Here is a 16864-nt window from a genome sequence, read left to right as displayed (position 1 = left end):
CAAGGGGTCAGAGTCGTTGAAACCCGCGTCCCCTTGCCCCAGCCGCTACCGCCGCTAAGCTCCACCTACGGAGGTGCATATGGAGCTTTCCAAGAAAACCACGATTCTCTTCTCGCCCGAAGCGCACGAGCGACTGACCGCGCTCGCGGCGCGACGTGGCACCAGCTTGGGCGAGCTGGTGCGCGAGGCGTGCGCCGCACAATACGGCTTGGTCGATACCGATACGCGGGTCGCGGCCGTCGCGGCGTTGTCGGCCTTGTCGCTGCCCGTGGCGTCGCCGCGCGACATGAAACACGAATCCGTGCCCGCCGCCCAGGCGCTCATGTCACGCCCGCGTCCGCGTCCGCGCACCGAACGCTAGGTGCGTCATGATCGCTGCCTGATCCGCCCATGATATTGATCGACGCCAACATCCTGATGTACGCGGCCGGCGCGGCGCATCCGCATAAGGCGCCCAGCGCGCGACTGCTGGAGCGCGTCGCGCGCGGCGACGTCGCGGCCACGATCAACGCGGAAACACTGCAGGAAATTCTGCACCGGTATCGCGCGATCAAACGGTGGACGGACGGACGGCAGGTTTACGATCTCGCGCGGCAACTGTTCCCGAGCGTCGTGCCCATCTCGGTGGAAATGCTCGATCGCGCCCGCGAGCTGCTGGACCACCATCCCGCGCTGATGGCGCGCGACGCGCTCCAGGCGGCGGTGGTGCTGCACGAGGGACTCGAGGCGATCTGCAGCTATGATCGCGACTTCGATGTCATCCCGAGCCTGGTGCGGATCGAACCGTGACCGACCTCCGCGCGCAGCTTCAAGCCACCCTTGGGCCCGGCTACACCCTCGAGCGCGAGCTAGGTGGCGGTGGTATGTCGCGCGTCTTCGTGGCGCGCGAGAATGCGTTGGGGCGTGACGTCGTGGTAAAGGTGCTGGCCCCTGAGTTGTCGGCCGGCGTGAGCGCCGAGCGCTTCACGCGCGAGATCGCGACGGCGGCGCGGCTGCAGCAGGCGAACATCGTGCCGGTGCTCGCGGCCGGTACGGCGGGCGGGGTGCCGTATTATACGATGCCGTTCGTGACCGGCGAATCGCTGCGCGCGCTGATGGCGAATGGCACGCCGTGCTCACCCGCCGATGCGCTGAACGTGTTGCGCGACGTCGCGCGAGCGCTGGCGTACGCGCATGGCCAAAGCGTGATTCACCGCGACATCAAGCCGGACAACATCCTGCTGTCGGCCGGCACGGCGGTCGTCACCGACTTCGGCATTGCGAAGGCCATCAGTGCATCGCGCACGATGGAGGGCGCCGCGCCCGCGTCAAAAGACGGTACGCTCACGCAGGTCGGTAGCAGCATCGGCACGCCGGCGTACATGGCGCCGGAGCAGGCGGTGGGCGACACCATCGACCATCGCGCTGACCTGTACGCGTGGGGCGTGGTCGCGTACGAGCTGCTGTCGGGTACGCATCCGTTCGCGGGGAAGACCGGCAGTGCGCAGTGGGTCGCGGCGCATGTGGCCGAGGTGCCGCGCGACCTGCGCGAGCACATGCCTGGTATCGCGCCCGATCTTGCTGCCATCGTGATGCAGTGTCTGGCCAAGAATCCGGCCGACCGACCGGCGAGTGCCACCGCGCTGTTGACGCGCCTTGGCAGCATCACTCTCGGCGCGATTCACGCTAGCACGATCCACGCTGGTGCAATCAGCGAGTCGCGTGCGGCGACCACCGCGCATGCGCGGTCCGGCTGGCGAATCGGCCTCGCCGCCGTGGCGGGCCTCGCTGCACTGGCTGCGGTGGTGTTCTGGATGTCACGTGCCCCTCGTGACGGCGTCGCCTCCGCCGCCAACGTCACGACCTCCATCGCCGTGCTCCCCTTCGCCGACCTCAGCCCTGACCGGTCCAGCGCATATCTGGGGGATGGCGTCGCCGAAACGCTCATCACCGCACTGTCGAAGGTGCCCGGTCTCACGGTCTCGGCTCGCACGTCCGCGTTCTCCGTGCGCGACAAGCAGAACGACCTCCAGGCCATCGGCAAGCTGCTCGGCGTGTCGGCGGTGTTGACCGGCAGCATCCAGCACGCCGGCGATCAGCTGCGCATTACGGCCCGCGCGGTGCGCATCGCGAATGATTCCATTCTCTGGTCGCAGAGTTTTGATCGGCCCGCCGCGGATATCTTCGCGGTTCAGGATGAAGTGGCGCGGGCGGTCGTCTCCGCCATGCGTCTTACGCTTTCCGCGGTGCCGGACTCGTCGCGCAATGTCGGGGGCACCGCGAACGTTGCCGCGTACGAGGCGTACCTGCTGGGCCGCTACTACTGGAACTTGCGCACCACTGCCGGGATGATCGAAGCGACAGCGGCCTTCAAGAAGGCCATCGCGGCCGACTCCAACTACGCGCGTGCGTGGTCAGGCTTGGCCGATACGTATGTGCTATCGGTGCCCGGCGAATACAGCGTGCCCGGCGTGACGAGCGATTCCATACTCCCGCTGGCAGAAGCCGCCGCTCGACGGGCCATCGCGTTGGCGCCGACGCTCGGCGAGGCGTACGCCTCACTCGGGGAGACGCTCGAGAAGCGCGAACGGGACGCGGAGGCGCTTGCGGCCTTCGAGCGCGCGATCGCGCTCAGCCCCGCGTATGCCACGGGGCATCAGTGGTACAGTTACGCCCTGATGGCGAATCGTCGATTTGATGACGGTGTGCGGGAAATGGAAGCGGCGCATCGGCTCGATCCGCTCGCGCACGTGATCACCCTCTCCCTGGCCATCGCCTATGACGGTCAGGATCGTCCGGAAGACGCCGCACCGCTGTACGCGCAGGGGTTGGCGCAGCAGCCGCAGGCGTGGTACGCCTGGCGCTTTCGGTTCAGTCACGAGCTCGCGCGCGGGCGCTTTGACGAAGCCGCCGTGGTCTTGCGCACGGCGCTCAAGGATCCGGCCACCGACAAGTACGCCGTACTCGCGCGATTAGCCCCGCTTTGGGCCAACCCCGCCACACGCGAGATGGCGACTGACTCGTTGATCGCGCGCGGCCCAGCCTTCGCCGCTGTTCCGCTCGCGCGGTTCATGCGGAGCGACAGCGTCGTGGTTGCCGTCATGGAACGCGCCGCGCGGGACCCGGAGCAAATCGAGGTACGCTTCGCGTGGGGCATGTACGCCTACCTCGGCCCCCGGCTGCGCGGAGACCCTCGCCTGCAACCGGTGTTCAGGACGCTGGGGTACCCCGAGGTGGCGGGTGCGTCGAGCACCCCTCCGGAGTGACCAACCTCGTCCTCGGCTTGCTCGAGATTCTTTATTTAAGTAGTTTTTCTGTATTACTGTATACCGTTGAGGAGCGATGGCCGTCAATATCAAGAACGAGCGGGTCGAACGGCTTCTCGACGAGGTGGCCGCGCTGACTGGCGAGACCAAGACGGAGGCGATCCGCCGGTCGCTCGAGGAACGGCGTGATCGTCTCGCCCGGAGCAGTGGGCATCTCCATCCTGCCGACCGCCTCCGTCGACTGCTGGAACGCGAGATTTGGCCCGCCATTCCCGCATCCGTGCGTGGCACGCGGCTGAGCAAAGCGGAGGAGGAGCAGATCCTCGGCTACGGACCCGACGGCGCGTGATTCGCCCGTGATCATCGATAGCTCGGCATTGGTCGCCATCGTGCTGCAGGAGCCTGAGGCCGAACGATTACTGCAGCGCATGCGCGAAGCGTCGTCGCTCGCGATCGGTGCGGCCACTCTCCTCGAAACCGGCATCGTCTTGTCCGCCCGATTGCGTGATGACGCGCGGGGGCTGTTGGCGCGTGTGCTGCAGGAAAGCGGCATTACCGTCGTTGACGTGACCGAAGCGCACTTCGGCGTGGCGATGGGCGCGTGGTTGCGCTACGGCAAGGGCAGACATCCCGCGGCACTCAACTTCGGCGACTGCTTGTCGTACGCGATCTCGGTGGTGGCCGGCGCGCCGCTGCTCTGCGTGGGTGACGACTTCCCGCAGACGGACTGCGTGCTCGCATGAGTTCGGGCGCCGTCCACCTGAGCGCTGCTTGCATGCGGTAAAATAGCCGCGTAATTTTACCACATGTATTCCCGCCGACTGGAAGCCCTCCTCGCCGCGGCCCGCAAGAGCGTGCTGTTGCTTGGGCCACGACAGGTCGGGAAGTCCACGCTCATGCGCGCGCTGCACCCGACGCTCGAAATCAACCTCGCGCACGAGGCCACGTATCTCGAGTTCGCGCGGAATCCGCTCGAACTCGAATCGCGCCTCGACGCGCTGCCCGCGCCCAAGAAAGCAGGCGCCATGCGCACCATCTTCATCGATGAAATCCAGCGCAGTCCGAGTCTGCTCAACACCATTCAGTCGTTGCTCGACCGACCGCAGCAAGGCCTGCGCTTCCTCCTCACGGGTTCGAGCGCACGGAAGCTCCGTCGTGGCGAAGCCAATCTGTTGCCGGGTCGGCTGCACGCGTATCGCATGGGACCATTGACCAGCGCCGAGATGGACTACGACGTCCCGACCGGCACGGCCCTCATGCATGGCACGCTACCAGGGGTGCTCGCGGAGTCGAACGTACGCGACCGCGAAAAGACGCTGCGCAGTTACGCGGCCATCTATCTGCGCGAGGAAGTCCAAGCCGAGAATCTGACGCGCAGTCTCGAAGGGTTTGCCCGGTTCCTCACCGTGATCGGGGAATGGGCGGGGTCGCACCTGGACCTGGCCAAGATCGCCACGGCCGCCCAGGTCAGTCGCATGTCGGCTGGACGCTGGCTTGACGTATTGGAGGACACGCTGCTGGTGCATCGCGTCGACGCGTTTGCCAAGAGCGCCACCCGCCGTCTGGTGCAGCATCCCAAGGTGTTCTTCTTCGACGTCGGCGTCCTCAATGGGCTGCTCGGGAACTTCGTGGCCTCGCCCGATCGCATCGGCCGTCTGTTCGAACACCTGGTGTACACACAGCTGGTGCACAGCGCCGCGGCGTTCGACGACGACGCGCGGGTCTCCACCTTTCGCACCGAGCATGGCGCGGAGGTGGATTTCATCGTCGAGCGCGGGAGCGACCTGTTCGCCATCGAGGTCAAAGCCTCACGCACCGTAGCGCCGTCGGATCTGGGTGGATTGGCGCGCTTTGCCGACTACTACGGCAAGCCGCATCGGCGCATGGTGTGGTACCTTGGCAAGGAGCCCAAGCGCCTGGGAGACGTGGACGTCTTGCCGTGGCAACAGGGCCTCAGGGCTCTCGGATGGTAAGGACCTCGTGACGACCGACCTGCGCAGTCAACTGCAATCGACGTTGGGCGACGGCTACACCCTCGAGCGCGAGCTCGGTGGTGGCGGCATGTCGCGCGTCTTCATAGCGCATGAGAACGCGCTGGGGCGCGACGTCGTGGTGAAGGTGCTCTCCCCCGAGCGTGCCGCCGCGCTCAGTGCCGAGCGTTTCACGCGCGAGATCAAGCTCGCCGCGGCGCTGCAGGATCCGCATATCGTGCCGGTGCTGGCCGCCGGCACCACGAGTGAAGGATTGCCGTACTACACCATGCCCTTCGTGCGCGGCGACTCCCTGCGCGCACGACTGGTGGTGGGCGCCGTGCCGGTGCCCGAGGCGCTCGGCATTTTGCGCAACATCGCGCAGGCGCTGGCCTACGCGCACGAACGCGGCATCGTGCACCGCGACATCAAGCCGGAAAACGTGCTGTTGTCGCGCGGCACCGCGGTGGTGACCGACTTCGGGATCGCGAAAGCGCTCTCCGCCTCCAGCACGAAGGCCGAGGGGAACACGCTCACCTCGCTGGGCACGTCCATCGGCACGCCGGCCTACATGGCGCCAGAGCAGGCGCTGGGCGATGTGAACACCGACGCGCGCGCCGATCTGTATGCGTGGGGCGTGGTGGCGTACGAGCTGTTGGCGGGCGCGCATCCGTTCGCCGCGCGGAGTACGCCGCAGGCGATGGTGGCGGCGCACATCAGCGAGGCACCACCGCCGCTGGATGCGGCCCGGTTGGGTGTGCCGCGCGACGTCGCCGCGCTCGTCATGCAGTGTCTCGAAAAGGACCCCGCGCAGCGTCCGCCGAATGCAGATGCGCTGCTCGCGCGACTGGCGAACGTGCAGACGCCGAGCACCGAGACTGCGGCTCCGCGGCCCGCGCGTTTGAACCGGTCCGTGCTCGCTGCGGCGAGTCTCGCGGTGCTGCTCGGCGTGGCGGCGCTTTTCGCGTGGGGTTCGCGCACACGGGATACGGGATCAGCAGACACTGGCAGCATGGCGTCGACGGATAACCCCAAGACCATCGAAACGCTCGCGGTGCTGCCGTTCGTGAACGTGAGTGGCGACCCGAAAGACGAGTACTTCGCCGATGGCATCACCGACGAACTCGCCAACGCCCTTGGCAAGTTGCCGGGGCTGCGCCTGGCCGGTCGCAGTTCGTCCTTTGCCTTCAAGGGCAAAAACGTCAGCGCGAAGGACATTGGCCAGGAGCTCGACGTGGCGGCGCTGATTGAAGGCACCGTGCGTCGCGCCGGCGGCCGGGTGCGTGTCACGGTGCAGCTCACCAGCAGCGCGGATGGCAAGGCGCTCTGGCAGAACAGCTACGAAAACGACAAAGGCGACGTCTTTCAGGTGCAGGACGAAGTCACTGCCGCGATCGTGAGTGCGGTGTCGCCGACACTCCGCGGGAGCACGATCGCCACCAGCGTGGTGGCGAGTCGCGGCACACGCGATACGCTGGCGTACGATCTGTACCTGCAGGGCAACTACCTGTTCGCGCGACGTGATCCGGTCTCACTGCAGCGCGCCATTGCGGCCTACCGCGCCTCCATCGATCGGGATCCAAAGTTCGCCCGTGCCTACGCCGGATTGGGCGGGGTATACTCCGTGTTGCCCGACTACGTGGACACGCTCGATGTGAGCGCAACGCTGGCGGAGGCGGATGCGCAGGCACGTCGTGCGCTGCAGCTCGATTCCACTGTCGCCGATGCCTATCTCGTCCTTGGCGCAGTGAGGATGCGGAAAGGACCGAACTTCACGGCCATAGAGGCAAACTACGATCGGGCGCTGCGACTGGAGCCGAACAATCCGTTGGCGCATTTCCGACTGTCGGTCGCCATGAGCATGCCAGGGGATCTCGATTCTGCGTGGGCCGAACTTGGGCGGGCTCGCGCACTCGACCCGATCTCTGGGCCCATCGCGAATCACGAGGCGCGCCTGCTCCAGTACCGCGGCGATCTCCCCGGGGCGCGTCGATCAAGCGAGCTGCTGCTGCAGCGCGAACAGCTGAGCGGTTGGCCACAGGTACTGTTAGCCACCACGCTGACCTTCAGCGGCAGTCCGGATAGCGCGCTCGCCACGCTACGACCAGTTCTTGACGTGCTTCCCGAAGCCCGGGGCAGCGAGCTCTTCGCCTTGGCTGCGGCCGGACGCTGGCGCGAGGCCGAGCAACGACGGGATCAGATCATGCGCCAACGCGTCCGGAGCGGATGGCGGGATGACCTCTGGATGGCGGCCATGGCCTTCGGCGAGTACGACCGGGCGATGGATCTGCTGGAGGCCTCATGGGATCGCGACCTGTTCCACCGCTTTTACTTCATCACGCCCACCTGCGACCCGCTCACCATCCCGCTCCGCAACAACCCACGTTTCCTCGCGCTGCTCGCGCGGAGCGGCATGACGCGCTGTAGCAACACGACGCCGATGACGTGGCCTATCGCGCGGCGCCGGTGACACGGATGACCGATCTTCGCGCCCAACTGCAATCCACCCTTGGGCCCGGCTACACCCTCGAGCGCGAACTCGGCGGTGGTGGCATGTCGCGCGTGTTCGTGGCGCACGAGAACGCGCTGGGCCGCGAGGTAGTAGTAAAAGTGCTGGCGCCGGAACTCTCGGCGAGCGTGAGCGCCGAGCGCTTCACGCGTGAGATCGCGACCGCGGCACGGTTGCAGCAGGCGAACATCGTACCGGTGTTGTCGGCGGGGATATCGGGAGGCGTGTCGTATTACACGATGCCGTTCGTGAAAGGCGAGTCGTTGCGCGCGCAGGTAGCCGGTGGCATCACGCTGTTGATGCACGATCGGATCAACGTGCTGCGCGATGTCGCGCGCGCGTTGGCGTACGCGCACGGGGAAGGCGTGATTCATCGCGACATCAAGCCCGACAACATCCTGTTGTCTGGCGGCACGGCGGTGGTCACCGACTTCGGTATCGCCAAGGCGATCAGTGCGTCGCGCACGATGGACGGCGCCGCGCCCGTGTCGCCAGACGGTACCCTCACGCAAGTCGGCAGCAGCATCGGCACGCCGGCGTACATGGCCCCCGAACAAGCGGTTGGCGAAGCGGTGGATGCGCGCGCCGACCTCTACGCGTGGGGCGTCGTCGCGTACGAGCTGTTGTCCGGCGCGCATCCGTTTGCGGGCAAGACTGGTACCTCGCAACTGATTGCGGCCCACATCGCCGAGCCGCCGCGCGCACTCGCCGACGTCGCATCGAACGTGCCGAACGAGGTGAGCGCGCTCGTGATGCAGTGCCTCGAGAAGAATCCCGCGCAGCGACCGGCCAACGCGAGCGCACTGCTCTCGCGGCTGAGTGGCATCACCACACCGAGCGTAGACACGCCGCCACGAAGTGCTCCGCGACCGCCGCGACCGCTGTGGTTGAAGGTCGCCGTGCCTGCACTGCTGCTCGCACTGGCCGAAGCGGGCACCCGCTGGTACGCGAAGCGCACGCCACCCGTGGCCACGGCGGCCGCCACGCAAACGGTCGTGGTCATTCCCTTCGACAACCTTGGTGCCGCCGACGATGCGTACTTCGCCGACGGGATCACCGAGGAGATTGCCGGACGTCTCGCGCGTGTACCGGGGCTGAGTGTGATCGCACGCGCCAGTGTGTTGCGCTACCGCGGCTCCAACAAGTCGCCGCAGGACATCGCGCGCGAACTGGGCGCCGACTACGCGCTGAGCGGATCCATTCGGTGGGCACGCATTGCCGGCGCGAGCGGTCGCGGTGCGAACGATAGCACGCTGGTGCGCATCGTGCCGGCGCTCATTCGTGTGAGCACCGGGGCGCAGATCTGGGGGGAACCGCTGCAGCAACGGCTCACCGATGTCTTCAAGGTGCAGGCCGATGTCGCGGAGCGCGTGGCCAGCGCACTGTCTCTTACGCTGGGCGCCGCCGACCTCGCGGCAGTGCGGCGGCCGGAAAGCATGTATGCCGATGCGCGCGACGCGCAGCTGCTGGGGCGCTTTCTGCTCAAGCAGCGTGGACTCGTCAATCTGAAACGTGCGGCGGAACAGTTTGGCCGGGCCATCGCGCTCGATTCATCGTACGCACGCGCGTGGGCCGGACAGGCGGAAGCCATCGCCTATCTGCCGAACTACGGTGAATCGACGTCGAGAGCGCAGTCCAGTGCGTTTGCGCTCACGTCGGCACTGCGTGCCGTCGCGCTGGATAGCATGCAGTCTGATGCGCACCTGGCACTGGCCACCGTGTATGAGCAAGACCAGCGGTTTAGTGCCGGACTGCCCGCCGCGGAGCGCGCTGTCCAATTGGACTCGGGCAATGCGCAGGCTTGGAAGGAGCGCGGCGTACTGCTGCTGGCGCTCGGGCGCGTCGCCGAAGCCGAATCACCATTGCGACGCGCGCTGGCGTTGGAACCGCTTATCCCCGTGGTGCACCAGGAGATCTCGCTGTGGTACCTTGCCCTCGGACGGGTGGATTCCGCCGCGGCGGTCATCCGTCGTATGGTTGCCGAGAACGCAGACAACGCCACCGTACACTGGTACGCGGAACTGACCTTCGGCGCTGCTCGCAAATTCGCGGACGCGCGAGCGGAGTGCATCAAGACCGCGAAGCCGGAAGCGATGTGTGGCCAGATATGGGGAGACGCGCGGGGAATCCGAAATACCGCGTCTGCGCGGGCGCTGCTCGATACGATCAACCCCGCGCAGGTGGCGTCGAACTCACTGCGACTCTCGCACCAAGCAATCGTCTACGCACAAATTGGTGCGGTGGACTCGGCGTTTTCGCGACTACAGCTCGCCGTGCGCACAAAGGAGCCGACCTTGTACGGGGTGATCAATTCGTTGGAATTCACGCCATTGCATGGAGACCCGCGATGGGCGGCCCTTGTGGCTGAGTATCGAGGGCGACTGTGACCGACCTCCGCACCCAACTGCAGTCCACCCTCGGCGATGGCTACACCCTCGAGCGCGAGCTTGGCGGCGGTGGCATGTCACGGGTGTTCGTGGCGCACGAAAACGCTCTGGGCCGCACGGTGGTGGTGAAGGTGATTGCCCCCGAACTCGCCGAAGGCGTGAGCGCCGAACGCTTTGCGTGCGAAGTCAAGCTGGCGGCGCGATTGCAGCAGGCGAACATCGTGCCCGTGATCAGCACCGGCAGCTCGGGCTCGCTGCCGTACTACACGATGCCGTTCGTGACCGGCGAATCGCTGCGCGCGCGACTGGCGAGTGGCACGCGCCTCACGGTGAGCCAAGCGGTGAGCATTCTGCGCGACGTGGCACGGGCGCTGTCGTATGCGCACGCGCAGGGCGTGGTACATCGCGACATCAAGCCGGAGAACATTCTGTTGTCGGGCGGCACGGCGGTGGTGACGGACTTCGGCATCGCGAAAGCGCTGAGTGCGTCGCGTACGCTTGACGACGCGGCCGCGCAGGCTGCAAGCACGTCGCTCACGCAGGCGGGAGGGTCGATCGGGACGCCGGCGTACATGGCGCCCGAGCAAGCGGTGGGCGCCGATGTGGACCATCGCGCCGACATCTATGCGTGGGGCGTCGTGGCGTATGAGCTGCTGGCCGGTGCCCATCCGTTTACGGCCAAGGCGAACAGCACGCAGATGATCGCTGCGCATCTCACCGAAACACCGGCGCCGCTCACTTCGCGCAACGCGGATGTGTCGCCGGCGCTCAACGATCTCGTGCAGCGCTGCCTGGCTAAGGATGCCACGCATCGTCCGGCCAGCGCCGACGAAGTGCTGCAGGCGTTGGATGCGATAGCGACGCCGAGTGCGGTGACGGGATCTGCGGCACGCAGCGGCGCCACGGTACCGAGTGGCCGACGACGGAACGTGATGCTGCTGGCGGGTGGCGTGATCGCCATCGCTGCCGTGGTGGCGTTGGTGTCGAAAGGCTGGCGAGTCGGGGTCGCGCTGACGCCGAGTGCGTCGCCGACTACCGCGAGCAACGCGGCGGCGGCCGCCGTGAATCGCTCGATCGCCGTGTTGCCGCTGGCCAACCTGAGCGGCGACAAGGCCGACGATTTCTTCGGCATCGGGCTGGCCGAGGAAATGACACGCGCGCTCTCCAAGACCGGCGTGCGCGTGATCGGACGCTCGAGCGCCGGTGCATTGCAGGCGCGTGGCATGGATGAAAGCGCGATCGCGCGCGAACTGGGCGTGGGCTCGTTGCTCACCGGTAGTGTGCAGCGTGCCGCGGGGCAGGTACGCGTGAATGTCTCGCTCGTGTCGGCGACAGACGGTGCGGTGACGTGGACGGAGAAGTACGATCGCCCGCTCACGAACGTGTTCGCGCTGCAGGACGAGATCGCGCGCGCCGTGGCCACCAAGTTGCTCGGCGCACTGGGAGGGGCCCGTGCGGCGCAGGCCACGCGCGTGGAGACTGTCGACCCCGAGGCCTATGCCTGGTATCTCCAGGGCCAGGTGTTGTTCGGGCGACGGACCGCGCAAACGGTGCGTCAATCCATCGCGCTGTTCGAACGTGCGGTGGCTCGCGATCCGTCGTTCGCCCGTGCGCAGGGCGCGCTCGCGTTGGCCATCTCGGCGATCCCGTTCTACGAGCAAGGGACGGCGCGCACGACCGCCCCCCTTGCCATCGCTGCCGCCCGACGCGCGATCGCCCTCGATTCAACGGTCGCGGAGGCGTGGGGGGCGATTGGGTCCGCGAAGTCGAGCCTGTGGGAGAATCTCGAGGCCGACGCGAACTACCGGCGGGCACAGATGCTCGACTCCAGTGTCGCGACGCTCTGGGGCTGGCACGCGCTGAATCTCATTCACATGGGCCGCTTCGAAGAGGCCCGTGATCGGACCGCGCGTGCGCAAGCGGCGGAACCCGCCTCACTAATCGCGCGCACGTGGGCCGCGCAGCTGCTCATGACGGAGCGCCGTTATCGTGAGGCCGACTCGGCCACGCGTGCGATCCTCGCGATGGACTCGACCTACGCGTTGGCGCTGGACGCACGCGGTGAGGTCCTGAGCTATCTCGGCAAGCACGACGATGCGGTTGCCGTGTTGACCCGGAACCTCGCTCAGCTCCCCACCGATCGACCGAACCAGACGGAAGGCATTCTCGCCTACGTGCTGGCCCGTGCCGGGAAGCCCGCCGAGTCGCGCGCCGCCATGAACCATCTGCGTCGCGTCAACGGTGGCGAGCTGCCGGCCATGGCCGTGCTGGCCGCCACGTTCGAGGTGCTTGGCGATCATGCCGGCGCCGTTGACATGATCGCGCGGGCCGTAAAGCAATCGGATAACTGGCTACAGATGTACAACCGCGCCGAGCGCTATGACGCGCTGCGTAAGGATCCGCGCGCGGACGCGATCATGGCGAGCATCGAGAAATGACCGACCTGCGTGCACTGCTCCGCGACTATCCGCCGTTTCAGGAGTGCATCCGGCCGAAAGGCTGATGGCCCGCCCTCGTCAAGTTCAAGGGGTCAGAGTCGTTGAAAAGTCGTTCAACGACTCTGACCCCTTGAACGCTGCTGACCCCTTGAACGCCCCCGGGAACCGATGATGTCGATTCACCACGTTGCGAACGAAGGCCACGCGCTCATGCGGCGCACCGTCGCCGCGGTGGTGCTCTGCGCCCTGTCCACCTTCGCGTGTGCTTCCGCAGCGGCGCAGCCCACCACGAGCGGCCTCACCCGCCTGCTCGAATCCGAGCTCGCGCGCATGCCCGCGCGCACCGGCGTGTACGTGAAGCATCTCACCACCGGTGAAGAGGCGGCCGTGCGGGCGGATGAGCCGTTCAGCAGCGCGAGTGTCATCAAGCTCACCATCCTCGTCCGCGCCTTTCAGCTGGTGGACCAGGGAAAGATCCGCCTCACAGACCGCGTCGAAATCGGTCGGGCCGAGCTGCGCGATGGATCCGGTGTGCTACAGTATCACGACCTCGGCCAGACCCCCACGATCAAGGATCTGCTCACGGAGATGGTGATCACGAGCGACAACGTGGCCACGGATCTCCTGCTGACGCGAGTCGGCGGCGTGGACAGTCTCAACACGTGGCTCAAGCGTTCGGGCTTTGCGCACTTGAGCATGGTGGCGCGCGGGCACGTGTATCGCCGCAAGATTCTGGCGCTGGTGAATCCGGCGTTCGATTCACTGACGGCCGAGGAGACTACGGGATTGCAGTACGCGCAGCAGGGCGACGCGCTGTTCGAGCTGTATGCGTCGCTCTTCACCGGCGCGCGGGCCAAGTGGGTGGACATGGTGCGCGACCCGGTCAACAAAAAAATTCTCGCCGACGGTCGGAGCCGATTGCCAGTGCAAGACCACGCCTACTGGTTGGGCGACATGAATCCGCGCGAAACAGGGCGCCTGCTCGAGGCCATCGAGCGCGGCACGATGACCTCGGCCTCGAGCGCCGCGCTGATGCGCACGATGCTGCGTCGCCAGCAGGCCGGCGCGCGACGGCTCCCGCATTTCCTCGATGTGCCGGTGGCGCACAAGACGGGTGACAGCCCCGTCATCGCGAATGACGTGGGCATGATCTACGCGCGATCGGGAACCATCATCGTCGCCTTCTTCGTAAATGGTGTGACGGGATCGCTGGGCGAGACGGAAGACATGATCGGACGGGCCGCGAAGCGCGTCGTCGATTATTTCGACGGCCCGGCTTCTCCTGTACGGCGTTCACCGGCACCATAAAGGCGTGGCACCAGATTCGCTTGCGTACCGCCACATTTCATCCGTCTCTCTTCTTGCGAGTCCTCATGCGTTGGTCTGCTCCGCTCGTGTGCGTCGTGGTGTTCACGGTCGCCTGTTCCGCCGGCGACAAGGCTGACGGGGGCACACCCGGCACGTCGTTGCGTACAGCGGCCACGACGTCGGCTGCGACGTCGGCCAAACCGCTTGGCCACGCGATCACCGGTACGCTGCTGGAGCAGGTCGCGGTCTCGCCCTATGTGTACCTCCGGCTCAAGACGGCCACGGGCGAGCTATGGGTGGCGGTGCTCGAGGCGCCGCTCACCGTTGGTGCACAGGTGACCGTGTACAACGCCCTGCTGATGGAGCAGTTCGAGTCGAAGACGCTCAAGCGCACCTTCGACCGCATCTACTTCGGGTCGCTGGACGCACCCGGTACGATGCCCGCAGAGATGGCGGGCACGGATGGCCAGCCCACCACGACAGGCGCACCGCCGGCCCCCGACGCGCAGGTCGCACCGGTGCCCAAGGCGACGGGTGCCAACGCGCGAACGATCGCGGAGCTGTGGACGCAGAAAGATCGGCTGGCCAACACGGTGGTCTCGGTGCGCGGTACCGTGGTGAAATACAATGCCGCCGTGATGGGCAAGAACTGGATTCATCTGCAAGACGGCAGCGGCGCCGCCGCCACGGGCACGCACGACATCACGGTGACGACGCTGGATGCCGTCACGGTGGGCGCAACGGTGACGATCACCGGCACGGTGCGCCTCAATCGCGATGTGGGTGCGGGCTACACGTACGCGGTGCTGGTCGAAGACGCCAAGGTGGTCGCGAAGTAGTTCAAGGAAGTTCAAGGGGTCAGAGTCGTTGAAACGCCGAGTGGACTCGGCGGAACGCGCGGCGTACCTTGACGTTGCGCCGCGATGACCGGGTGCTGACGCCGCAGCATATCGTTGGCGCATGAACTCCACGACGCTTCAGGGGATCCCGCGCGAGATGACATCCGCCGCGCTGATGACCGCCGAGGAGCTGCTGGCGTATTCCGCGCCGAACCAGCGCGTGGAACTCGTGCGCGGGCGCCTGCTCGTGTGTGAGCCATCCGGGAGCCGGCATGGCGAGATCGAAGCGGGAGTCGTGGGCGCGCTGCGCCTGTACCTCACTCGCGACCGCGACGCGCGTGGCGCTGAGCGCACGCGGGGACGGCTCGTCTGCGGCGATGCCGGCTTCTGGCTGTCGCACGACCCGGACACTGTGCGCGCCCCCGATGCGGCGTACATCTCGCGTGAACGCTACGATGGATCACTGCCTGACGGGTACGCCGAATTCGCGCCAGATCTTGCGGTCGAGGTGCGTTCGCCGTCCGACCGCCCCGGCGCGGTGCTCGCGAAGATCGGGGACTGGCTCGAGGCTGGCGCCCGCGTGGTGTGGGTGGTCGATCCGCGAACGCGCCAGGTCGCGATTTACCGGGACGATGGCGCGCACGACCTGCTGGGCGGTGACGACGTGCTTCGGGAGGAGCTGCTGCTGCCCGGGTTCGTGCTCCCGCTGGTGGAGCTGTTCGCGGAGTAGCGCGCCCCATTGAACGGTGAACTCCGCCGCGACGCGCACGCTCATGGCTTCGGCGGTGTAACCGAGGCCGCCGGTCGCGTCCCCTGCAGAATCCACCGCTGAATGCGTCGGCCGTTCCCCGCCTCGCCGGTGTACATGCGGTTCTTGGAATCGATCGCGATCATGTGCGCGCGAATGAATTCGCCCGACTGACGACCCGGCCGGCCGAAGCGATCGAGAATCGCCAGATCCTTCCGTCGCAGAATCCACACTCGCTGGTTCGTGCCGTCGATGAGATACAACAGGCTTTGCTCGGCATCGCGCGAAACTTGGAGGCTGAAGCCACTCCCCGCGCCGCCGGTTTCGGGGCGTACGAAGCGCTCCATGAGAAACTCGCCGTTTTGCCGGAACACCTGAATCCGATTCCCGCGTCGGTCCGACACGTACAGCAGCCCATCCTTGGTCCCCACGAGGCCGTGCAGCGTGGAGTATTGCTGCGGCGGCGACGCTGGCTTCACGGGATACGCATACCGCACCGTGTCGTCAGGCCGCTTGCCGTAGGCGCCCCAATGACGCTTGTAGGCGCCCGTGGTCGCATCGAACACGATCACGCGCTTGTTGATGTAGCCGTCGGCAATGAACAGCTCATTGGTCTTGGGCTCGACGTAGAAGTTGGCCGGCCCACCCAGGTGCGTCGAGTCGTTGCTCCCCTTGTTCACCCCCGGCTCGCCGATCGTCATCACGTACTTGCCGCTCTGCGTGAACTTCATGACGTGCATGCCGTTGCTCGTCCCAATCCACACGAAGCCGTGATGGTCGATGTAGATGCCGTGCTCCTGGCTGAACCACGTGTACCCGGCGCCCGGCCCACCCCACGCCTGCACGAGCTTCCCGTTGGCGTCGAGTTCAAGCACCGGTGGCGCCGGGAAACAGCAATCGGCAATCGGCGGCTTGGACGCCGCGCCGATTTCCTGATCGGTGAGACTCGACGGCATGTGAATAATCCAGAGGTGATCGCGGTCGTCGACGAACAGCCCGCGGATATCACCCCAGGTCCAGTCGTTCGGCAGCGTCGGCGGCCACGTCGGGTCGACCACGTAGATCGGGAGTCGCTCCGCCGTCGGTGACCCGCGCGCGACGGAAGCGTTGGCGCCTTGGCCGTGCGCAGCGAAGGCTGGCAGCAGCAGGCCAGCGAGAAGGCCCAGCAGCTTCACACGGCTCATGACGTTCTGCACGGGTGGTGTATCCGAAGGTGAGCCTCGGACGGATCGAGGCGTGGCGCACGCATGATCAGTTCAAGGCAGTTCATGGGGTCAGAGTCGTTGAAACGCCGTTCAACGACTCAGACCCCTTGAAACAAATCGGCCGATCGACAGGCGCGTTTTGCGGGGGCTGGGTAGTGACACACCCGTCGGTTCGAAACGCTCAAAAGCGAGGTATACTCCCCACATGAGCGTGC

13 protein-coding genes are annotated in these 16864 nt (G+C 66.4%); 12 read left to right on the top strand and 1 reads right to left on the bottom strand.

The window, feature by feature from the left end; all coding sequences use genetic code 11:
- Window positions 1-79 precede the first annotated feature (79 nt).
- The 12 genes from RMP10_RS12185 to RMP10_RS12130 all read left to right on the top strand — a co-directional run bounded on the left by RMP10_RS12185 (window position 80) and on the right by RMP10_RS12130 (window position 15426).
- Entirely contained in the window at window positions 80-361 is a 282-nt protein-coding gene (locus RMP10_RS12185) for a CopG family transcriptional regulator (RefSeq protein WP_310570513.1), read from the top strand.
- A gap of 29 nt (window positions 362-390) precedes the next feature.
- On the top strand, window positions 391-789 hold the full coding sequence (locus RMP10_RS12180) for a type II toxin-antitoxin system VapC family toxin (RefSeq protein ID WP_310570512.1): 399 nt from the start codon (window positions 391-393) through the stop codon (window positions 787-789).
- Window positions 786-3245 carry a FlgO family outer membrane protein gene (locus RMP10_RS12175; protein ID WP_310570511.1) on the top strand — a complete coding sequence of 820 codons (2460 nt, stop codon included), beginning with the start codon at window positions 786-788 and terminating at the stop codon, window positions 3243-3245. The genes RMP10_RS12180 and RMP10_RS12175 overlap by 4 nt, the downstream gene beginning before the upstream one ends.
- A gap of 76 nt (window positions 3246-3321) precedes the next feature.
- A complete protein-coding gene (locus RMP10_RS12170) occupies window positions 3322-3594 on the top strand; it encodes a type II toxin-antitoxin system VapB family antitoxin (protein WP_310570510.1) in 273 nt (90 codons plus the stop codon).
- A 7-nt stretch (window positions 3595-3601) separates the two neighbouring features.
- Entirely contained in the window at window positions 3602-3988 is a 387-nt protein-coding gene (locus RMP10_RS12165) for a type II toxin-antitoxin system VapC family toxin (protein ID WP_310570509.1), read from the top strand.
- 63 nt (window positions 3989-4051) lie between these two features.
- The gene (locus RMP10_RS12160; RefSeq protein ID WP_310570508.1) at window positions 4052-5218 is read left to right on the top strand and encodes an AAA family ATPase; all 1167 of its coding nucleotides are present in this window, start codon (window positions 4052-4054) and stop codon (window positions 5216-5218) included.
- A 7-nt stretch (window positions 5219-5225) separates the two neighbouring features.
- The gene (locus tag RMP10_RS12155; RefSeq protein WP_310570507.1) at window positions 5226-7685 is read left to right on the top strand and encodes a protein kinase; all 2460 of its coding nucleotides are present in this window, start codon (window positions 5226-5228) and stop codon (window positions 7683-7685) included.
- Between the two features lie 5 nt (window positions 7686-7690).
- Window positions 7691-10111, top strand: coding sequence for a protein kinase (locus RMP10_RS12150; RefSeq protein ID WP_310570506.1), 2421 nt, complete (start codon window positions 7691-7693; stop codon window positions 10109-10111).
- A complete protein-coding gene (locus tag RMP10_RS12145) occupies window positions 10108-12549 on the top strand; it encodes a FlgO family outer membrane protein (RefSeq protein ID WP_310570505.1) in 2442 nt (813 codons plus the stop codon). The genes RMP10_RS12150 and RMP10_RS12145 overlap by 4 nt, the downstream gene beginning before the upstream one ends.
- Window positions 12550-12759: 210 nt before the next feature.
- On the top strand, window positions 12760-13857 hold the full coding sequence (locus tag RMP10_RS12140; RefSeq protein ID WP_310570504.1) for a serine hydrolase: 1098 nt from the start codon (window positions 12760-12762) through the stop codon (window positions 13855-13857).
- 65 nt (window positions 13858-13922) lie between these two features.
- Window positions 13923-14696 carry a hypothetical protein gene (locus RMP10_RS12135; protein ID WP_310570503.1) on the top strand — a complete coding sequence of 258 codons (774 nt, stop codon included), beginning with the start codon at window positions 13923-13925 and terminating at the stop codon, window positions 14694-14696.
- A gap of 121 nt (window positions 14697-14817) precedes the next feature.
- Window positions 14818-15426 carry a Uma2 family endonuclease gene (locus RMP10_RS12130; RefSeq protein WP_310570502.1) on the top strand — a complete coding sequence of 203 codons (609 nt, stop codon included), beginning with the start codon at window positions 14818-14820 and terminating at the stop codon, window positions 15424-15426.
- Between the two features lie 41 nt (window positions 15427-15467).
- Here the strand turns inward: RMP10_RS12130 and RMP10_RS12125 are convergent, their stop codons facing one another.
- On the bottom strand, window positions 15468-16628 hold the full coding sequence (locus RMP10_RS12125) for a hypothetical protein (protein WP_310570501.1): 1161 nt from the start codon (window positions 16626-16628) through the stop codon (window positions 15468-15470).
- Between the last annotated feature and the right edge of the window lie 236 nt (window positions 16629-16864).

Origin of the sequence: Gemmatimonas sp. (assembly GCF_031426495.1) — a bacterium.
Classification (GTDB): domain Bacteria; phylum Gemmatimonadota; class Gemmatimonadetes; order Gemmatimonadales; family Gemmatimonadaceae; genus Gemmatimonas.
This window is presented reverse-complemented; position numbering and strand designations above follow the sequence as displayed.

Excerpts from the sequence above, each read along its gene's own strand:
- RMP10_RS12185 (WP_310570513.1), top strand. The coding sequence starts at position 80 with ATGGAGCTTTCCAAGAAAACCACGATTCTCTTCTCGCCCGAAGCGCAC.
- RMP10_RS12180 (WP_310570512.1), top strand. The coding sequence starts at position 391 with ATGATATTGATCGACGCCAACATCCTGATGTACGCGGCCGGCGCGGCG.
- RMP10_RS12170 (WP_310570510.1), top strand. The coding sequence starts at position 3,322 with ATGGCCGTCAATATCAAGAACGAGCGGGTCGAACGGCTTCTCGACGAG.
- RMP10_RS12160 (WP_310570508.1), top strand. The coding sequence starts at position 4,052 with ATGTATTCCCGCCGACTGGAAGCCCTCCTCGCCGCGGCCCGCAAGAGC.
- RMP10_RS12150 (WP_310570506.1), top strand. The coding sequence starts at position 7,691 with ATGACCGATCTTCGCGCCCAACTGCAATCCACCCTTGGGCCCGGCTAC.
- RMP10_RS12140 (WP_310570504.1), top strand. The coding sequence starts at position 12,760 with ATGCGGCGCACCGTCGCCGCGGTGGTGCTCTGCGCCCTGTCCACCTTC.
- RMP10_RS12135 (WP_310570503.1), top strand. The coding sequence starts at position 13,923 with ATGCGTTGGTCTGCTCCGCTCGTGTGCGTCGTGGTGTTCACGGTCGCC.
- RMP10_RS12130 (WP_310570502.1), top strand. The coding sequence starts at position 14,818 with ATGAACTCCACGACGCTTCAGGGGATCCCGCGCGAGATGACATCCGCC.
- RMP10_RS12125 (WP_310570501.1), bottom strand. The coding sequence starts at position 16,628 with ATGAGCCGTGTGAAGCTGCTGGGCCTTCTCGCTGGCCTGCTGCTGCCA.